17 protein-coding genes and 1 tRNA gene are annotated in these 19194 nt (G+C 72.3%); 14 read left to right on the forward strand and 4 right to left on the reverse strand.

The window, feature by feature from the left end; all coding sequences use genetic code 11:
* Positions 1–26: 26 nt before the first annotated feature.
* Positions 27–1280 carry a PTS transporter subunit EIIC gene (locus tag ACIQVD_RS27895; protein ID WP_100838118.1) on the reverse strand — a complete coding sequence of 418 codons (1254 nt, stop codon included), beginning with the start codon at positions 1278–1280 and terminating at the stop codon, positions 27–29.
* A 232-nt stretch (positions 1281–1512) separates the two neighbouring features.
* Positions 1513–2805, reverse strand: coding sequence for a PTS transporter subunit EIIC (locus ACIQVD_RS27900; RefSeq protein ID WP_400680163.1), 1293 nt, complete (start codon positions 2803–2805; stop codon positions 1513–1515).
* 370 nt (positions 2806–3175) lie between these two features.
* Between ACIQVD_RS27900 and ACIQVD_RS27905 the strand changes: the two genes are divergently transcribed.
* The 4 genes from ACIQVD_RS27905 (at position 3176) to rdgB (ending at position 5409) form a co-directional block, all read left to right on the forward strand.
* On the forward strand, positions 3176–3409 hold the full coding sequence (locus ACIQVD_RS27905; RefSeq protein WP_014135942.1) for a glucose PTS transporter subunit EIIB: 234 nt from the start codon (positions 3176–3178) through the stop codon (positions 3407–3409).
* A 123-nt stretch (positions 3410–3532) separates the two neighbouring features.
* Positions 3533–4258 (forward strand): ribonuclease PH, encoded by a 726-nt coding sequence (gene rph, locus ACIQVD_RS27910; RefSeq protein ID WP_402292054.1) that lies wholly within the window; start codon positions 3533–3535, stop codon positions 4256–4258.
* A gap of 88 nt (positions 4259–4346) precedes the next feature.
* Entirely contained in the window at positions 4347–4775 is a 429-nt protein-coding gene (locus tag ACIQVD_RS27915; RefSeq protein ID WP_400680157.1) for a hypothetical protein, read from the forward strand.
* A gap of 28 nt (positions 4776–4803) precedes the next feature.
* The gene (gene rdgB, locus ACIQVD_RS27920; protein WP_400680155.1) at positions 4804–5409 is read left to right on the forward strand and encodes an RdgB/HAM1 family non-canonical purine NTP pyrophosphatase; all 606 of its coding nucleotides are present in this window, start codon (positions 4804–4806) and stop codon (positions 5407–5409) included.
* 69 nt (positions 5410–5478) lie between these two features.
* Here the strand turns inward: rdgB and ACIQVD_RS27925 are convergent.
* Positions 5479–5562, reverse strand: a tRNA-Leu gene (locus ACIQVD_RS27925).
* A 253-nt stretch (positions 5563–5815) separates the two neighbouring features.
* On the opposite strand from ACIQVD_RS27925, the gene ACIQVD_RS27930 reads away from it, so the two are divergent.
* Together ACIQVD_RS27930 and ACIQVD_RS27935 are read left to right on the forward strand one after the other, a co-directional pair.
* Positions 5816–8158, forward strand: coding sequence for a glycosyl hydrolase family 18 protein (locus ACIQVD_RS27930; protein ID WP_402292055.1), 2343 nt, complete (start codon positions 5816–5818; stop codon positions 8156–8158).
* Positions 8159–8448: 290 nt separating this feature from the next.
* Positions 8449–10836 carry a chitinase C-terminal domain-containing protein gene (locus tag ACIQVD_RS27935; RefSeq protein ID WP_402292101.1) on the forward strand — a complete coding sequence of 796 codons (2388 nt, stop codon included), beginning with the start codon at positions 8449–8451 and terminating at the stop codon, positions 10834–10836.
* Positions 10837–10916: 80 nt separating this feature from the next.
* Here the strand turns inward: ACIQVD_RS27935 and bcp are convergent, their stop codons facing one another.
* The gene (gene bcp, locus ACIQVD_RS27940) at positions 10917–11390 is read right to left on the reverse strand and encodes a thioredoxin-dependent thiol peroxidase (protein WP_402292056.1); all 474 of its coding nucleotides are present in this window, start codon (positions 11388–11390) and stop codon (positions 10917–10919) included.
* Positions 11391–11532: 142 nt separating this feature from the next.
* Between bcp and ACIQVD_RS27945 the strand changes: the two genes are divergently transcribed.
* The 8 genes from ACIQVD_RS27945 to ACIQVD_RS27980 all read left to right on the forward strand — a co-directional run bounded on the left by ACIQVD_RS27945 (position 11533) and on the right by ACIQVD_RS27980 (position 19164).
* Positions 11533–11883 (forward strand): DUF3618 domain-containing protein, encoded by a 351-nt coding sequence (locus ACIQVD_RS27945; RefSeq protein ID WP_370447587.1) that lies wholly within the window; start codon positions 11533–11535, stop codon positions 11881–11883.
* Between the two features lie 174 nt (positions 11884–12057).
* Entirely contained in the window at positions 12058–12360 is a 303-nt protein-coding gene (locus tag ACIQVD_RS27950; RefSeq protein ID WP_051732111.1) for a co-chaperone GroES, read from the forward strand.
* 109 nt (positions 12361–12469) lie between these two features.
* Complete coding sequence (locus ACIQVD_RS27955; RefSeq protein ID WP_400680146.1) at positions 12470–13276, forward strand: ABC transporter permease; 807 nt, start codon at positions 12470–12472, stop codon at positions 13274–13276.
* Positions 13269–14102, forward strand: coding sequence for an ABC transporter permease (locus tag ACIQVD_RS27960; RefSeq protein WP_400680143.1), 834 nt, complete (start codon positions 13269–13271; stop codon positions 14100–14102). Before ACIQVD_RS27955 ends, ACIQVD_RS27960 begins: the two co-directional genes overlap by 8 nt.
* A 19-nt stretch (positions 14103–14121) precedes the next feature.
* Positions 14122–15084 carry an ATP-binding cassette domain-containing protein gene (locus tag ACIQVD_RS27965; protein ID WP_400680142.1) on the forward strand — a complete coding sequence of 321 codons (963 nt, stop codon included), beginning with the start codon at positions 14122–14124 and terminating at the stop codon, positions 15082–15084.
* Positions 15085–15145: 61 nt separating this feature from the next.
* Positions 15146–16363, forward strand: a complete 1218-nt coding sequence (locus ACIQVD_RS27970) for a glycosyltransferase family 2 protein (RefSeq protein ID WP_402292057.1) — start codon at positions 15146–15148, stop codon at positions 16361–16363.
* Positions 16364–16506: 143 nt separating this feature from the next.
* On the forward strand, positions 16507–17796 hold the full coding sequence (locus ACIQVD_RS27975) for a nucleotide sugar dehydrogenase (RefSeq protein ID WP_400681515.1): 1290 nt from the start codon (positions 16507–16509) through the stop codon (positions 17794–17796).
* A gap of 63 nt (positions 17797–17859) precedes the next feature.
* Positions 17860–19164: a DUF445 domain-containing protein gene (locus ACIQVD_RS27980; RefSeq protein ID WP_400680137.1), complete on the forward strand. Its 1305-nt coding sequence runs from the start codon at positions 17860–17862 to the stop codon at positions 19162–19164.
* Positions 19165–19194 lie beyond the last annotated feature (30 nt).

Here is a 19194-nt window from a genome sequence, read left to right on the forward strand (position 1 = left end):
GGGCCGGGCCCCACCCGCGCCCGGGGCTATCCGTCCTCGAAGCCGTCGTCGTCCTCGCGGCCCGGGGTCTTCAGGTCGAAGCGCAGGATGACGAACCGGAAGAGGGCGTAGTAGACCACCGCGAAGCACAGGCCGATCGGGATGATCAGCCAGGGTTCGGTGGCCAGGTTCCAGTTCAGGACGTAGTCGATGACGCCCGCGGAGAAGGTGAAGCCGTGGTGCACGCCCAGGCCCCAGGTGAGTGCCATGGACAGGCCGGTGAGCACGGCGTGCAGGACGTACAGGGCGGGGGCGATGAACAGGAAGGCGAACTCGATCGGCTCGGTGATGCCGGTGGCGAAGGAGGTGAGGGCCAGCGAGAACATCATGCCGAGCACGGCGCGGCGGCGTTCGGGGCGGGCGCAGTGGGCGATGGCGAGGGCGGCGGCGGGCAGGCCGAACATCATGATCGGGAAGAAGCCGGACATGAACTGGCCGGCCGCCGGGTCGTGCTGGAAGAAGCGGGTCTGGTCGCCGTGGAACTCCTGGGTGCCGACGGTGTAGCGCCCGGCCTGCTGCCAGAAGAAGGTGTTGGCCAACTGGTGCAGGCCGAACGGCAGCAGGGCCCGGTTGATCAGGCCGAACAGGCCGGCGCCGAGCGCGCCGAGGCCGATCGCCCAGGTGCTGAAGCGGTCGACGACGGCGCCGATCGGGCCCCAGCACAGGCCGAAGAAGACGCCCAGGGCGGTGCCGACGAAGGCCATCACGATCGGGACCAGGCGGCGGCCGTTGAAGAAGCCCAGCCAGTCGACCAGGCGGGTGCGGTGCAGCCGCTGCCAGAGGATCGCGGAGAGCAGGCCGACCACCACGCCGCCGAGCACGCCGGGGTCCTGGTAGGTGGCGGCGACGTCCCGGCCGGGCAGCACCTGGTAGGCGGTCTTGGGGAAGGCGGTGAGCACCTGGTGGTACGTCAGGAAGCCGACCAGGGCGGCCAGCGCGGTGGAGCCGTCGGCCTTCCGGGCGTAGCCGATGGCGATGCCCACGCAGAACAGCAGCGGCATCCAGTCGAAGACGGCGTGGCCGGAGGCGGAGAACACCTCGGCGACCCTGGTCCAGCCCAGGCCCTGGTCGCCGAAGACGTCCTCCTGGCCGAGCCGCAGCAGGATGCCGGCGGCGGGCAGCACGGCGATCGGGAGCTGGAGGCTGCGGCCGATCTTCTGGAGCGCCGCGAAGACCCGGGAGCGCAGCTCCCGGCCGCCGGACGCCGCCGCGGGCAGGGGGTTCTGCGCGGTGGTACTCATAGCGGTGGTTCCTCACGGCAGCGCGATCCTGGTCTAGACCACTTGTGGCCTCCTCCAGCTTTCTAGCACGCGCCGAACAGCGACCGGAACCCTCTTAAGGTTCGCCGGGGACAAGCGCCGCTGAATCGAAACCTTCGAACGGTTGACGCCGGGTCAGCCTACGTCCGGGCAGCACGGCGCCCCCGGCCGGGAGGGGTCTCCCGCCGGGGGCGCGCGGTGCGCCGGGCGGAGGTCAGGCCTTGGTCACGTCGTCGATCTCGTCGTCGTCCTCGCGACCCGGGGTCTTGAGGTCGAACTTGACGATGACGAACCGGAAGACCGCGTAGTAGACCACCGCGAAGCACAGGCCGATCGGGATGATCAGCCAGGGTTTGGTGGCCAGGTTCCAGTTGAGCAGGTAGTCGATCAGTCCGGCCGAGAAGCTGAAGCCGTCGTGGACGCCGAGCGCCCAGGTGACGGCCATCGAGACGCCGGTGAGCACCGCGTGGATGCCGTACAGCAGCGGGGCCACGTAGGCGAAGGAGTACTCGATGGGCTCGGTGACGCCGGTGACGAAGGAGGTCAGCGCGACCGAGGTCATCAGGCCGTAGATCTCCTTGCGCCGGTGCGGCTTGGCGCAGGCCGCGATGGCCATCGCGGCGGCCGGGAGCGCGAACATCATGATCGGGAAGAAGCCGGAGAGGAACTGGCCGGCGTCCGGGTCGCCGGCCAGGAAGCGGCCGATGTCACCGGTGCCGGACTTGCCGGTGTCCGGGTTGGTGTAGGAGCCGAACTGGAACCAGACGAAGGTGTTCAGCAGCTGGTGCATGCCGATCAGCAGCAGGGCGCGGTTGGCGAGGCCGAAGATGCCGGAGCCGACGGCGTCCAGGTCGGAGAGCCACTTGGAGAAGTCCTCCAGCCCGGAGCCGATCGGCTGCCAGATCCACACCATCAGCGAGCCGAGCAGCAGGCCGACCAGGGCGGTGATCATCGGGACCAGGCGGCGGCCGTTGAAGAAGCCCAGCCAGTCGACCAGCCTGACCCGGTGGTAGCGCACCCAGAGCCAGGCCGAGAAGAGGCCCATCAGGATGCCGCCGAGCACGCCGGGGTTCTGGAAGTCGGCCGACACCACCGTCTTGTCGGTGTAGTTGACGCAGATCGTGCCGTCGAGCGTCGAGCCGGTCGGGCAGTCCTTGGGGAAGGCGTGCAGGACGGCGTAGTAGACCAGGAAGCCGGCCACCGCGGCGAGCGCGGTGGAGCCGTCGGCCTTCTTGGCCATGCCGATCGCCACGCCGATGCAGAACAGCAGCGGCAGGCCGAGCGCCGGGTTGAGCAGCGCGCCGCCGGCGGCGCCGATCGCGGCGGAGACCTTGTTCCAGCCGAGGCCGTCCTTGCCGAAGATGTCGTCCTGGCCGAGCCGGGTCAGCAGGCCGGCGGCGGGCAGGACGGCCACCGGCAGCTGGAGGCTGCGGCCCATCTTCTGCAGGCCGCCGTAGAAGGTGTGCCACCAGGTGGACTGGTTCGCTGTGGCGCCTGTCGAACTCATCGTCGGCCCTCCGCTGCCGTTCCCGCTGCCTCTGGGTTCATCCGTGCGTGGGGCCAGGAACACCTGCGGACCGTCCGGCGTTGTCCCGAGTACACCTAGAATTGGTGTAGACCATTTATGGGGCAGTGGCGGTCCGCGGGTTTCGAGAGCCCGATGATCGCCATCCTCCGGCGGCCCGGGGGGCGGCCGCGCGCGGAGGTAGTCCGAAAGTGGACTAACGTGGCATATCGGTCGGAATCGGGTGATGCTGGTCGCGCCGTCGGAAGGCGCGGCAGACTGATCCCGGGTCACCTCCGGCCGGCACCACCGCACACGCAGTACGGCACCCGGCGACCGACCGCCGAAGCGCCGAGACAGAGGGAGAAAGACCATGGCCAGCAAGGCTGAGAAGATCGTCGCCGGTCTCGGCGGAATCGAGAACATCGACGAGGTCGAGGGCTGCATCACCCGGCTGCGCACCGAGGTCCACGACGCCTCCAAGGTCGACGAGGCGGCGCTCAAGGCGGCCGGCGCGCACGGTGTGGTGAAGATGGGCACGGCCATCCAGGTCGTCATCGGCACCGACGCCGACCCGATCGCCGCCGAGATCGAGGACATGATGTGAGCTGAGCCTCCCCGCAGGCCCGCTCCACCCGCGAGGGCCCGCCCGCCGGGGACCACCGGCCGGCGGGCCCTCGCGCGTGCGCCCCCGCCGGGGCCGGGGCGCCGACCCGATACGCTCGTGCCCATGTCTCGCATCGACGGCCGCACCCCCGACCAGCTCCGCCCCGTCACCATCGAACGGAACTGGAGCAAGCACGCCGAAGGCTCCGTCCTGGTCTCCTACGGCGACACCAAGGTGCTGTGCACCGCCAGCGTCACCGAGGGCGTCCCGCGCTGGCGCAAGGGCAGCGGCGAGGGCTGGGTCACCGCCGAGTACGCCATGCTGCCCCGGGCCACCAACACCCGCGGCGACCGCGAGTCCGTCCGCGGCAAGATCGGCGGCCGCACCCACGAGATCAGCCGGCTGATCGGCCGCTCGCTGCGCGCCGTGGTCGACCACCGCGCGCTCGCCGAGAACACCGTCGTGCTCGACTGCGACGTCCTCCAGGCCGACGGCGGCACCCGCACCGCGGCGATCACCGGCGCCTACGTGGCCCTGGTCGACGCGGTCTCCTGGGCCCGGGAGAAGAAGCTGCTGCGCGCGAAGGGCCAGCCGATCACCGGCGGCGTCAGCGCGGTCAGCGTCGGCATCATCGACGGCGTCCCGATGCTCGACCTCCAGTACGAGGAGGACGTCCGGGCCGGCACCGACATGAACATCGTCTGCACCTCCGACGGCCGCTTCGTCGAGGTCCAGGGCACCGCCGAGGGCGCCCCGTTCGACCGCGACCTGCTCAACCGGCTGCTCGACCTCGGCAGCCTGGGCTGCGCCGAGCTGGACGAGATCCAGCGCAAGGCGCTGGAGGCGTAGGGAACCGCGGGGGCTGAACGGCCGTCAGAGAGGGTGGGCGGGCCCGGGAGTGCTGTACAGGCACGCGGGCCCGGCCTTACCGTTCGGGGTGAGCCCGCACACCCTCCTGGAGGACTCGCCGATGCAGCAGCCGCTGAGCATCAACCGCACCACCGCGCTCGCCGTCGCCGCCCTGGCGCTGGTCCTGCCGCTGAGCGCGGTGAGCTGCTCCGCCGCCGAGAAGGCGCTCAGCTGCGCCAACACCGCGGTGCAGGTCAGCACGCACGTCGCCCAGCTCGGCGCGGCGTTCAACAACGCCGACCAGGACCCGGCCGCCGCCGGGCAGGCGCTGCAGAACCTCAAGGGCGACGTGGACAAGCTCGGGCGCAACTCCAACGACGCCGACCTGGGCCGGGCGGTCACCGACCTGCAGACCCAGATCGACAACGTGCAGCAGGCGCTCGACGACAACCGGACGCCCGACCTCGGGCCGCTGGGCAGCGCGGCCGGGCGGGTCAGCAAGGTGTGCACCGGCTGAGCGACGGGGGCGCACTAGGCTGGGGCCCATGACCAAGCGACTCGTTCTCGCCACCCGCAACCAGCACAAGCTCGCCGAACTGCGCGACATCCTCGGCGCGGCCGGGCTGGAGGTCGAGCTGGTCGGGGCCGACGCCTTCCCTGAGGTGCCGGACGTGCGCGAGACCGGGGTGACCTTCGCCGAGAACGCGCTGCTCAAGGCGCACGCGCTGGCGAAGGCGACCGGGCTGCCGGCCGTCGCGGACGACTCCGGGCTGTGCGTGGACGTGCTGGGCGGGGCGCCCGGGATCTTCTCCGCGCGCTGGGCCGGGCGGCACGGCGACGACAAGGCCAACCTGGACCTGCTGCTGGCCCAGCTCGGCGACATCGCCGCGGAGCACCGGGCCGCCTCCTTCGCCTGCGCCGCCGCGCTCGCGCTGCCGGACGGCACCGAGCGGGTGGTCGAGGGCCGGCTGCACGGCACCCTGCGCACCGAGCCGGCCGGGACGGGCGGCTTCGGCTACGACCCGGTCCTCCAGCCGCTCGGCGAGAGCCGGACGTGCGCCGAGCTGAGCGCCGAGGAGAAGAACGCGATCAGCCACCGCGGGCAGGCGTTCCGCTCGCTGGCGCCGGTGGTCGCCGAACTGCTCGGCTGAGGACGGCGGATGCGCGAAGAGGCCCGCCCCGGCTCCCCGGGGCGGGCCTCTCGGCGTGCTCAACGCCGGTGCGGCCTGAGGGACTCGAACCCTCACGAGATTGCTCTCACGGGCACCTAAAACCCGGGCGTCTGCCAATTCCGCCAAGACCGCCGATACCTGATGTCCGCCATGCTACTGGCCCGTTGCGCGGGCGTGCACCACCCTTTCGGGCGGCGGTGCGGGGTGTCCGGACTTGTTCAAGAATTGGTACAGACCTATTGACCCTTGTGGTCCAGACCACGTACGTTCGCGCCGATCCGCGGAAATCCGGGCCCCGGGCGGTGCGCAACGGCCGGGCCCAGGCACGTCTTCCTCCCCCACGGCGTCCGGCCCCCCACGCCGGGCGCGAGCATTGGAGCGACCCATGCCCGAACGCGCCACAACCGCGCGCTCCGCCGCCCGGACCGGGCGGCGCCCGCTGAAGGCCCACGCCGCGCTGGTGACCGCGACCGCCCTGGTGGCCGGCGCCGCCGGACTGGTCACCGCGATCGGCGGCACCTCCTCGGCCGCCACCGTCAACCTGCTGGTCAACGGCGACTTCGAGAGCGGCACGCTGTCCGGCTGGAACTGCTCGGCCGGACTCGGCTCGGTCACTGCCACCGCCCCGCACGGCGGTGCCAGGGCGCTGCAGGCGGCGGCCTCCGCCTCGGACACCGCCCAGTGCTCGCAGACCGTCGCGGTCAGCCCGGGCACCACGTACAGCCTGAGCGGCTGGCTGAAGGGCAACTACACCTACCTGGGCGTCACCGGCACCGGCACCACCGACACCAGCGCCTGGGGCTCCGGCGCGGACTGGGCCAACCGCAGCACCACCTTCACCACCGGCGCCTCGACCACCTCGGTGACGGTCTACACCCACGGCTGGTACGGCCAGGGCACCTACTACGCGGACGACCTGGTGCTCACCGGCCCGGGCGGGTCGGGCTCCGCCAGCCCGTCGGCGAGCGCCTCGGCGAGCGCGTCGGCCAGTGCCGGCGCGTCCGCGTCCGCGTCGGCCGGTCCGTCGTCGAGCCCGTCCTCCAGCGCGTCGTCCAGCGCCAGCCCCTCGCCGTCGGCCAGTGCCTCGCAGGGCGGGACGCCGGGCGGGGACGGGGTGGTGACCACGCCGACCGGGCTGAGCGCGAGCGTGGCGGGCACCGCGGTGACGCTGAAGTGGAACGCCTCCGCCGACAACGCGCAGAACGGCAACAGCGCGGTCTACCGGATCTTCACCGGCGGCACCACGACCCAGACCGCCACCTCGATGGGCACCTCGGTGACCGTCTCCTCGCTGCTGCCGAACACCCCGTACACCTTCACCGTGCAGGGCTACGACAAGGACGGCCACAGCAGCGGGTACTCCGCGCCGGTGACCGTCACCACCGGGGCGGCCCCGAGCGGCGCGCTGAAGTCGGCGTACTTCGCCCAGTGGGGCATCTACGGGAACAAGTACTACCCGTCGACGATGGCCGCCACCGGCGCGGCGAGCGGGCTGAACACGATGACCTACGCGTTCGCCAACATCAACCCGTCCACGCTGAGCTGCTTCGAGACCATCAAGGCCGCCGACACCAACGACAACAACCCGAACGCCGGCGACGGCGCGGGCGACGCGTTCGCGGACTACCAGAAGGGCTACACCGCCGACATCGCGGTGGACGGCACCACCGACGCCTGGACCCAGCCGTTGAAGGGCAACTTCAACCAGCTGCGCGAGCTCAAGGCGAAGTACCCGAACCTGAAGATCACCATGTCGCTGGGCGGCTGGACGTACTCCAAGTACTTCTCGGACGCGGCGGCCACCGACGCCTCGCGCAAGAAGCTGGTCTCCTCCTGCATCGACATGTTCATCAAGGGCAACCTGCCCTCGATCCAGGGCGACGCCACCGGCGGGGCCGCCGCGGCGATGGGGATCTTCGACGGCATCGACATCGACTGGGAGTACCCGGCCTCCGCGGGCGGCCACACCGGCAACCACTACTCGGCCGCCGACACCGCCAACTTCACCGCGCTGCTGGCCGAGTTCCGCAACCAGCTGGACGCGTACGGGCAGACCGTCGGCAAGAAGTACCTGCTCACCGCGGCCCTGCCGTCCGGCCAGGACAAGATCGCGCTACTGCAGACCGACCAGATCGGGAAGTACCTGGACTACGGCAACGTGATGTCCTACGACATGCACGGCGGCTGGGACGCGACCGGCCCGACCAACCTCCAGGACCCGCTGTACGACAGCCCGAACGACCCGAGCAACCCGGTCGCCCCGGGCACCCAGAAGTACACCGTGGACAACGCGGTGAACGCCTACCTGAACGGCGCCCCGGCGTACGGCATCAAGGGCGGCTTCCCGGCGAAGAGGCTGGTGCTGGGCGTGCCGTTCTACTTCCGCGGCTGGACCGGCGTCCAGGCCGGCTCGAACTACGGCCTGTACCAGGGCGCGACCGGCCCGTCGGCGGCGCAGGGCACCAGCCAGACCGCGGGCGTGGCGTTCTGGAAGGAGCTGGCGGCGGCCGGCAAGACCGGCGGTTCGGCGGTGCACTGGGACCCGACCACGCAGAGCTCGTGGATCTACGACGGCACCAGCCTGTGGACCGGTGACACCCCGCAGGCGATCGCGGCGCGCGGCTCGTACGCCGCGTCCAAGGGCCTCGGCGGCATCTTCGCCTACTCGCTGGAGGCCGACGACAGCGCCGGAACCCTCGTCAACGCGATGACCGGAAGCATGAAGTAGCGTCAGTTCCCCCTGGTGAGGGCCGGATCGTCCGAATGCGGACGGTCCGGCCCTTCATATCAAGTTGGTACAGACCTGTTGACGGGGATGGTCCAGACCTTTTAGGTTCGGCGGAACTTCCCCCACAGGTGTGCGGCTTCCCTCGGCCGCGCGCACGACACTCTCTCCAGGAGGACCGAGTGTTGATCCGAAACAAGGTGGAGCAGCGTCCCACCGCTGCCGGCCGCCACTCCAAGGGCCGCAGGACGGCCTTCGCCACCACCGCGGCCGCCGGCCTGGCGGGCCTGCTGATGAGCACGCTCGGCGTGGCCCCGTCCGCCGCCGCCGTCGACAACCAGGCGTGTCGTCCCGACGGCATGTACACCACGCCCGGTGTCGACGTCCCCTACTGCAACGTCTACGACACCAGCGGGCGCGAGCAGATGGGCGCCGACCACCAGCGCCGCGTCATCGGCTACTTCACCAGCTGGCGCACCGGCAAGGACGGCACGCCCGCCTACCTGGTGAACAACATCCCCTGGGACAAGGTCACCCACCTCAACTACGCGTTCGCGCACGTGGCGTCCGACAACACGCTGTCGGTCGGCACGGACAACGCGAACAACGCCTCCACCGGGATCACCTTCCCCGGCGTGGCGGGCGCGGAGATGGACCCGGCGTACGCGTACAAGGGCCACTTCAACCTGCTCAGCAAGTTCAAGAAGCAGTACCCGAACGTCAAGACCATGATCTCGGTGGGCGGTTGGGCCGAGACCGGCGGCTACTTCGACGACTCGGGCCAGCGGGTCAACTCCGGCGGCTTCTACTCGATGACCACCAACGCGGACGGGTCGGTCAACCAGGCCGGCATCAACACCTTCGCGGACTCGGCCGTCAGCTTCATCAAGAAGTACGGCTTCAACGGCGTCGACCTCGACTACGAGTACCCGACCTCGATGAAGGACGCGGGCAACCCGCTCGACTACTCGCTCTCCAACGCCAAGCGCGCCTCCCTGATGAAGGGCTACGCGGCGCTGCTGAAGACCATGCGCGAGAAGCTCGACCGGGCCTCCGCCGCCGACGGCAAGTACTACCTGCTGTCGGTCGCCGCCCCGTCCTCGGGCTACCTGCTGCGCGGCATGGAGACCTTCCAGGTCACCCAGTACCTGGACTACGTCAACATCATGTCGTACGACCTGCACGGCGCCTGGAACAAGTACGTCGGCCCGAACGCCGCGCTGTACGACGACGGCAAGGACGCCGAGCTGGCGGCCGCCAACGTGTACGGCACCTCGCAGTACGGCGGCATCGGCTACCTGAACACCGACTGGGCCGTGCACTACTTCCGCGGCGCGATGCCGGCCGGCCGGATCAACCTCGGCGTGCCGTACTACACCCGCGGCTTCCAGAACGTGCAGGGCGGCACCAACGGCCTGTGGGGCACCTCCTCCACCACCACCTGCCCGGCCGGCTCCGGCCTGACCACCTGCGGTGACGGCGCCGTCGGCGTCGACAACATCTGGCACGACCTGGACGACAACGGCAAGGAGTCGCCCGCCGGCTCCAACCCGATGTGGCACGCCAAGAACCTGGAGGCCGGCGTCCTGCCGGACTACCTCGCCAAGTACGGCGTGAGCGACACCTCGCTCAAGGGCACCTACGCCCGCAACTACAGCTCGTCGCTGGTCGCCCCCTGGCTGTGGAACGCCGACAAGAAGGTCTTCCTCTCCACCGAGGACGACCAGTCGATCGGCGCCAAGGCCGACTACGTGGTCAACCAGGGCGTCGGCGGCGCGATGATCTGGGAGCTGGCCGGCGACTACAAGTGGGACGCCACCGCCAACGGCGGCAAGGGCGAGTACGTCCAGGGCAGCACCATGACCTCGCTGCTGTACGACAAGTTCAAGTCGGCCTCGGCGTACGGTGCGACCCGCTCCACCATCGCGCTGCCGCAGCAGACCCTGCCGATCGACGTGTCCTTCACCGACTTCGCGCTGGGCGACAACAACTACCCGATCAACCCGAAGATCCACATCGTCAACAACTCGACCACCACCCTGCCGGGCGGCACCGAGTTCCAGTTCGACTACTCGGTCTCCGCGCCCGCCAACGCCGCCGACCAGTCCGGCTTCGGCTCCAAGGTGATCCGGGCCGACCACACCGGCAGCAACGTCGGCGGCCTGAAGGGCACCTACAACCGGGTCTCGCTGAAGCTGCCGACCTGGCAGACCCTGGCGCCCGGCGCCTCGGTGGACGTCGCCTTCGTCTACTACCTGCCGGTCTCCACCCCCGCCAACTGGACCGTGAACGTCGGCGGCACGCTGTACGGCATCACCGGCGACTTCACCCGCGGCACCACCGCGGGCACCGCCTCGCCGTCCCCGTCCACCTCCGCGTCCGCGTCGCCCTCGAAGTCGGCCTCGCCGTCCGCGTCGGCCAGCGCCTCGCAGTCGGCGTCCCCGTCGGCCAGCGCCTCCGCCTCGCCCTCCAAGTCGGCCTCGCCGTCGGCCAGCGCCTCCGCCTCGGCCAGCACCGGGACCTGCTCGGGCGCGCCGAGCTGGAGCGCGGGCGCCGTCTACGCCACCGTCACCAAGGTGTCGTGGAAGGGCCACTACTACCAGAACAAGTGGTGGACCACGAACGAGGACCCCTCGCTGAGCGGCGCCTGGGGCGCCTGGACGGACCTCGGGGCCTGCTGAGCCCGGCCCCGGGCCCATGAACGGCGGTGGCGGTCGACCCGGTCGGGGGGTCGGCCGCCACCGCTGCGCCGTTCAGGAGCTCACCGGCCGACCTTCAGGTCCTTGAGCAGCTTGGCGACGTGGCCGGCGGCCCGGACGTTGTACAGCGCCCGCTCCACCCTGCCCTCCTCGTCCACCACGACCGTGGAGCGGATCACGCCCTGGTAGGTGCGGCCGTAGTTCACCTTCTCGCCGTACGCGCCGTACGCCTCCAGCACCCGGTGCTCCGGGTCGGACAGCAGGGTCACCTTCAGCTGCTCGGTCTCGCGGAACCTCCCGAGCTTCTCCGGCCTGTCCGGCGAGACGCCGATCACGTCGTAGCCGGCCCCCGCGAACACCTCCAGGTTGTCGGTGAAGTCGCAGGCCTGCTTGGTGCACCCCGGGGTAAGCGCCTGGGGGTAGAAGTAGACGATCACCTTCCGGCCCAGGTGGTCGGCCAGCGACACCTCCTTCCCGTCGGCGTCGGGCAGGGTGAAGGCGGGGGCGGTGTCGCCGGGCTGCAGGCGCTCGCTCACGATCGGGGCTCTCCTCGGGAGTGGACGGGTGGTCGTGCTGCGGGATCAACCTACTCCCGTTGGTGGGTGGCGCTGCGCGCGTGCGGCGGTGAGCTGACAGACTGTCGACGGAGAAGAAGTACCTAGCGGTAACAGAGATGGGGTGGCCCCAGTGGCAGCGAGCGGCAAGGACACGTCGGCACCGCGTACGACGGCCCAGATCGAGGCGGACATCGCCGGGACGAGGGACCGGCTCGCCGTGACCCTCGACGAACTCGCCATGCGCGTCCACCCGGCCACCGTCGCCGCGCAGGCCAAGGCCAAGGTCCGGGCCTCGGTCGAGCAGAAGGCCGGGCAGGCGTACGTGGCCGCGAGCGGCGCCGTCGAGCAGGTGAAGTCGAAGTTCGTCGACGAGGACGGGCGGCTGCGGACGGAGCGGGTGGTGCCGGCCGCGCTGGTCGGCGTCGGCGTGGTGCTGCTGATCGCCTCGGCGCGGCGGCGGCGCAAGGGCTGACCGCAGCCCGCCGCGGGGCCCCGGGCCGGTGCCCGGGGCCCCGCCGTTTCCCCGGTCCGGTACGGTCGGGGCGTGAGCGAGAACGACACGCAGAACACGGCCGCGGCCGACCGGGACGAACCGCACGACCGGCACGGGCGGCACGACCGGCTCGGCGAGAAGCTGCCGATCCGGATGCTGCACGACCGGGTGCTGGTGCGGACCGAGACCGGCGAGGGCGAGCGCCGCTCCACCGGCGGCATCCTGATCCCGGCGACCGCCGAGCTGTCGCGCCGCTGCGCGTGGGCCGAGGCGGTGGCCGTCGGCCAGAGCGTCCGGTCCGTCGAGCCCGGCGACCGGGTGCTGTACGACCCGGAGGACAAGCTGGAGGTCGAGGTCCGCGGGGCGACGTACGTGCTGCTGCGCGAGCGCGACCTGCACGCGGTGGCGGCCGGGCGGTTCGGCGACCTGGAGGGCTCGACCGGGCTGTACCTGTAGCAGCCGTGCCGACAGGGCCGGACCCGGAACAAACGGGGTGCGGGACGGCCGGTGCCGGGCGTAGCATGGTGGGCCGTCCGGGTACCGGGATCGTCGGCGAGGGGGCATCGTGGTCGGCGCGCTCTACTGGTCGGTGGCCCGGGGCGCGTTCCGGCGCTACTCCACGTACCGGGCGGCGACGGTCGCGGGGACGGTCACCAACAGCGTGTTCGGGATCATCCTGGCGTACACCATGCTCGCGCTCTGGCGGGCCCGGCCCGGGCTGGGCGGCTACGACGCCGCGCAGGCGGTCACCTACATCTGGATCAGCCAGGCCCTGCTGGCGACGGTCGCGGTCTGGGGCGGCGGCTTCCAGGACGACCTCCAGGCGCGCTTCCGCAGCGGCGACATCGCGGTGGACCTCTACCGGCCGGTGGACTTCCAGGGCTGGTGGCTGGCCACCGACCTGGGGCGGGCCGCGTTCCAACTGGTCACCAGGGGCGCGCTGCCGGTGCTGGTGGGCGCCGCGCTGTTCGACCTGGCGCTGCCGCGCAGCCCGCTGGTGTGGGCCGAGTTCCTGCTGGCGGTGGCGCTGGCGGTGCTGGTCAGCTTCGGGCTGCGCTTCCTGGCCTCGCTGACCGGGTTCTGGCTGCACGAGTCCGAGGGGGTGCGGGCCGCGATGACCGTGGTGTCGATGTTCTTCTCCGGGATGCTGCTCCCGCTGGCCCTCTTCCCGGGCCTGCTGGGCGAGTTGGCCCGGGCGCTGCCGTTCTCGGCGATGGTGCAGCTGCCCGCCGACGTGCTGCTGCGGCGGCGCACCGGCACCGGCCTGCTGAGCCTGTACGGGTTCCAACTGGCCTGGGCCGCCGCGCTGCTGGCCCTCGGCCGGGCCGGGCAGGCGCTGGCGGTGCGCCGGGTGGTGGTGCAGGGTGGTTGAGCCGGAGGGCCTGGCGGCCCGGGCCGGCTGGGCGGTGCGCTCCTGGTGGCTGATCGCCGGGATGTGGATCCGCTCCACCATGGCCTACCGGGCCTCGTTCGTGCTCAGCCTGGTCGCCAACACCCTGATCACCTTCCTGGACTTCACCGTCCTGCTGCTGATGTTCGGCCACACCCGGCAGCTGGCCGGGTGGACGCTGCCGGAGACCGCCTTCCTGTACGCCACCTCCTCGATCGCGCTCGGCGCGGCCAACGTCCTGGTCGGCTCGGTCAGCGGGCTGGGCGAGCGGGTGCGGGCCGGCAGCCTGGACACCATGCTGATCCGGCCCGCCCCCGCGCTGGCCCAGCTCGCCGCCGAGCGCTTCTCGCTGCGCCGCCTGGGCCGGCTGCTCCAGGCCCTCGCCGTGCTCGGCTGGTCGCTCGCCGCGCTGGACGTGCACTGGACCTGGGACCGGGTGCTGATGGTGCCCGCGCTGCTGCTCTGCGGCACGCTGATCTTCTGCGCGCTGTTCGTCGGCTGCTCCTGCGTGCAGTTCTGGTGGGGCGAGGCCGCCGAACTGCAGAACTCGGTGACGTACGGCGGGGCCACCCTGCTCCAGTACCCGCCCACCGTGTTCGCCCGGGAGGTCGTCGCGGGCACCGTGTTCGGCGTCCCGCTGGCCTTCGTCAACTGGCTGCCCGCCCTGCACGTCCTGGGCCGGCCCGACCCGCTCGGCCTGCCGGTCGGCTTCCGGTTCGCCGCGCCGCTGGCCGCCGCGCTCTGCCTGCTGGCGGCCGGCCTGGCCTGGCGGGCCGGGCTGCGCGCCTACCGCTCCACCGGAAGCTGACGGAAGGGGAACCACGGCGATGATCGAGGTCGAGGACGTCCGGCGGAGCTTCACCGTCCGCACCGGCGAAGGGCGCTGGCGCCGCGGCAGGCGCGAGGTGCGGGCCGTCGACGGGCTGACGTTCAGCGTCGCCGAGGGCGAGTGCGTCGGCTACATCGGCCCGAACGGCGCCGGGAAGTCCACCACCGTCAAGATGCTCACCGGCATCCTGGTGCCCACCGGCGGACGGCTGCGGGTGGCCGGCGTCGACCCGGCCGCCCGCCGCTCCGAACTCGCCCGCCGGATCGGCGTGGTGTTCGGCCAGCGCACCACCCTGTGGTGGGACCTGCCGCTGCGCGACAGCTACGAACTGGCCCGGCGGATCTACCGGATCCCCGACGCCAGGTACCGGGCCAACCTCGACCGCTGCGTCGAACTGCTCGACCTGGCCGCCCTGCTGGACACCCCCGTCCGGCAGCTCTCGCTCGGCCAGCGGATGCGCGGCGACCTCGCCGCCGCCCTGCTGCACGACCCCGGCGTGCTCTACCTCGACGAGCCCACCATCGGGCTCGACGTGGTCAGCAAGGCCAAGGTCCGCGAGTTCCTGCGCGAGACCAACCGGGAGCGGCGCACCACCGTGCTGCTCACCACCCACGACCTGACCGACATCGAGCAGCTGTGCGGCCGGGTGATGGTGATCGACCACGGCCGCCTCGTCCTGGACGGCCCGCTGGAGCGGCTGCACGAGATCGGCGGCAGCGAACGCACCCTGGTGGTCGACCTGGCCGGAGCGCACCCGCCGATCGAGCTGCCCGGCGTCCGGGTGGTCAAGACCGAGGGCCCGCGCCAGTGGCTGGCCTTCCCGGCCCGGCAGAGCGCCGCGCCGATCGTCGCCGCCGTCGCCGAGCGCTACCCGCTGGTCGACCTGTCGCTGCGGGAGCCCGCGATCGAGGACGTGATCGCCCGGATCTACGCCGGGAGCGCCGCCGCGCCGGTGGCCTGAGCCCCCTCACCCGTTCGGGTGGCGAAGGTGACCAGTCGGCCGGTACGGGAGTTGACACCTCGTGACCGAGCAAGGACCGGACGTCAGCGTGGTGATCGCCGTCCACGACACCATGCCCTACCTGACCGCCTGCCTGGACTCGCTGGTGGGCCAGAGCATCGAGCCGCACCGGATGGAGGTGGTCGCCGTCGACGACGGCTCCAGCGACGGCAGCACCGAGGAACTCGCCCGCTACGCGGCCGCCCACCCCGGACTGTTCCGCACCGTCCGGCAGCCCGCCTCCGGCGGCCCCGCCAGACCCACCAACCGCGGCACCGAACTCGCCCGCGGCCGCTACCTGCTGTACCTAGGCGCCGACGACTGGCTCGGCCCCGAGGCGCTGGAGCGGATGGTCGAGGCCGCCGACCGCTGGCAGTCCGACGTGCTGATCCCCAAGCAGGTCGGCGAACACGGCCGGGTCGTCCCGCAGGGCATCTTCGACCGCACCGCCGAACAGGTCGGCTTCACGGACTCCGCGCTCGCCTGGGCGCTCGGCGACACCAAGCTGTTCCGCCGCGAACTCGTCACCGCCCACGGACTGCGCCGCCGCGAGGACCTGGTCATCCACTCCGACCAGCCCTTCACCCTCGGCGCGCTGCTGCACGCCCGCAAGGTCTCCGTCCTCGCCGACTACGACTACTACCACCTGGTGCTGCGCCGGGACCGCTCCAACGTCACCCACCGGGCCGGGCCGATGGACCGGCTGCGCGGCTTCGCCGCCGCCCACGAGGTGCTCGACCGCAGCGCCCTGCCCGGGCCCGACCGGGACGCCGTGCGGGCCCGCTACTTCAGCTGGGACGTCCCGCAGCTGCTCCAGGCGCCGTTCCTGGCCGAACCGCCCGCCGTGCAGCGCCGGATCGTCCAGGAGATCGGCCGGTTCACCGACCGGCACTGCTCGCCCGCCGTGTTCCGCACCCTGCCCGTCCCCGCCCGGCTCCGGCTGGCCCTGGCCCGGCGCGGCGAACTGCTCGCCCTGTGCGACCTGATCACCTGGGAGCAGGACCACGGCGAGCCGCCCGCCGTCCGGCGCGGCTCCCGGCTCTACGCCGACCACCCGATGTTCCGCGACAAGCGCCTCGGCCTGCCCGACGCCCTGTTCGAACTCGGCCGCGCCCCCGGGCCGGCCGGCTGGCGCCGCCTCGTCCCCGCGCCGCTGCGCCGCGCCCGGTGGGCCGTCAAGCGCGTGCTGCGCAGGGCCCGCCGGGACGGCCTGACCGGGCTGCTGCGGGGTGCCCGGTGAACGGGGTGCCGGAGCGGGACGCGGTGCACGGCACTCCGGTGCGGGACGCGCTCCTGGAGCAGGACGCGGGGCCCGCCGGGGACCCGGCGGGCCCGGCCCCGGAGCCGGACGCGGCGGGCGCGGCCCCGCAGCAGAACGCGGTGCTGGACGTCTGCGTGGTCGGCCTGGGCAAGATCGGCCTGCCGCTGGCCGTGCAGTACGCCGGCAAGGGCCACCTGGTGACCGGCGCCGACATCGCCCCCGAGGTGGTCGCCGCCGTCACCGCCGGCCGCCCCCCCTTCCCGCGCGAGGCGCACCTCGACGAGCGGCTCGCCGAGGCCGTCGCGGCCGGCCGGCTGCGCGCCACCACCGACACCGCCGCCGCCACCGCAGGGGCCGACGCCGTGGTGATCGTCGTCCCGCTGGTCACCGACCCCGACGGCAACCCCGACTTCGCGCTGCTGGACGCCGCCACCGACGCCGTCGCCGCCGGACTGCGCCCCGGCACCCTGGTCAGCTACGAGACCACCCTGCCGGTGGGCACCGTCCGCGGCCGCTTCGCCCGGCGGCTGGAGGCCGGCTCCGGGCTGGCCGCCGGACGGGACTTCGCACTGGTGTTCAGCCCCGAACGGGTCCGCACCGGGCGGGTCTTCGCCGACCTGCGGCGCTACCCCAAACTGGTCGGCGGCATCGACGCGGAGTCCACCCGGCGCGGCGTCGCCTTCTACCGGGCGGTGCTCGACTTCGACCCGCGCCCCGACCTGCCGCGCGGCAACGGCGTCTGGGCGCTGTCCGGGACGGAGGCCGCCGAGTTCGCCAAGCTCGCCGAGACCACCTACCGGGACGTCAACATCGCGCTGGTCAACCAGTTCGCCCGGTACGCGGACCGGGTCGGCGTCGACCTCGCCGAGGTCATCGACGCCTGCAACTCGCAGCCCTACAGCCACCTGCACCGCCCCGGCATCGCGGTCGGCGGCCACTGCATCCCGGTCTACCCCCGGCTGTACCTGTGGAACGACCCGGGGGCCGGCGTGGTGCGGGCCGCCCGCGAGGCCAACGAGCAGGTCCCGGCGTACGCGGTCGGCCTGCTGGAGGGCGCGATCGGCCCGCTGGCGGGCGTCGCGGTGACGGTGCTCGGCGCGTCCTACCGGGGCGGGGTCAAGGAGACCGCGTACTCCGGGGTCTTCCCGCTGGTCGCCGCGCTCCGGGCGGCCGGGGCGGAGGTCGGCGTCAGCGACCCGCTCTACCAGCCGGAGGAGCTGGCCGCGCTCGGCCTGCCGCCCGACCAGGGCAAGCCCGCCGCCGCGCTGGTCGTGCAGGCCGACCACCCCGAGTACCGGGACCTCGGCGCGATCGACTTCCCGGGCGTGCGGGTGCTGCTCGACGGCCGCCGGGTCACCGACCCCGAACGGTGGGAGGGCGTGCGGCGGATCGTGCTCGGCGGGGGCGGCTGAGGACGCCGCCGCCGCGGCACCGGGCAGGCGGATTTGCGGGGCGGCTGCCGTTTCGGGCGCGCGGTGTGCCAGGCTGGCGGGGTGAGCACGGACCAGACGGCCCCAGGAGTCAGCTTCACCGCCGCCGACGAGGAGAAGCGGCGCGGTGTGCGGAAGATGAAGACCGTCGCGACCGGGCTGCTCGCCCTGGCCACGCTGGTGTTCGCCCTCGCCACCTGGGCGAAGGCGTCCGGCGCGGGCACCTGGGCCGGGTACGTCGCGGCCGCCGCCGAGGCGGGCATGGTCGGTGCGCTCGCCGACTGGTTCGCCGTCACCGCGCTGTTCCGCCGGCCGTTCGGGCTGCCGATCCCGCACACCGCGATCATCCCGACCAAGAAGGACGCCTTCGGGCGCTCGCTCGGCGACTTCGTCGGCGACAACTTCCTCTCCGGGCCGGTGGTCCGGGCCCGGCTCGGCCGGATCGGGGTGTCCCGGCTGCTCGGCGAGTGGCTCCGCGCGCCCGGCAACCCGGAGCGCGTCACCCACGAGGCGGCCGCCGCGCTGCGCGGCCTGCTGGAAGTGCTCCGCGACGAGGACGTGCAGGCCGTGGTCGCCGAGGCGGTCACCCGGCGGGCCGCCGCCACCTCGGTCGCCGAACCCGCCGGGCGGCTACTCGGCCGGATCGTCGCCGACGACGGCCACAAGGGCGTGGTCGACCTGGTGGTGGCGCGCGCCCACGACTGGCTGGTCGCGCACCACGGCGAGGTGGTCGCCCGGGTCACCGCCAAGACCCCGGGCTGGACGCCGAAGTTCCTCGACCAGCAGGTGGGGGAGCGGGTCTACAAGGAACTGCTGCGCTTCGTCGGCGACGTCCGCGACGACCCGGTCCACCCCGCGCGCGGCGCGCTCGACAACTTCCTCGCCGACTTCGCGCGCGAGCTCCAGCACGACCCCGCCACCATCGAGCGGGTGGAACGCGCCAAGTCCGACCTGCTGGCCCGCCCCGAGGTGCAGGACCTGATCGCCTCCTCGTGGGCGGCCGTCCGCGCCCTGGTGCTGAACGCCGCCGAGGACGAGGACAGCGAGCTGCGCCGCCGCCTCACCGAGGCGCTGCGCACGCTGGGCCGCCGGCTCGCCACCGACGGCCGGCTCCAGGCGAAGACCGACAGCTGGCTGCTGAACGCCGTCGACTACGTGGTCACCAACTACCGGGAGCAGATCACTTCGTTGATCTCCGAGACGGTGGCCGGCTGGGACGCCGCCGACGCCTCCCGCAAGATCGAGGCCAACGTCGGCCGCGACCTCCAGTTCATCCGGATCAACGGCACCGTGGTCGGTGCGCTGGCCGGCCTGCTCATCCACACCGTCAGCACCGCCCTGGGGGGCTGACGGTGCGGCGGGCCGCCGCGGGTTAGCATG

This window comes from Kitasatospora sp. NPDC090308, assembly GCF_044769485.1.
GTDB lineage: Bacteria > Actinomycetota > Actinomycetes > Streptomycetales > Streptomycetaceae > Kitasatospora > Kitasatospora fiedleri.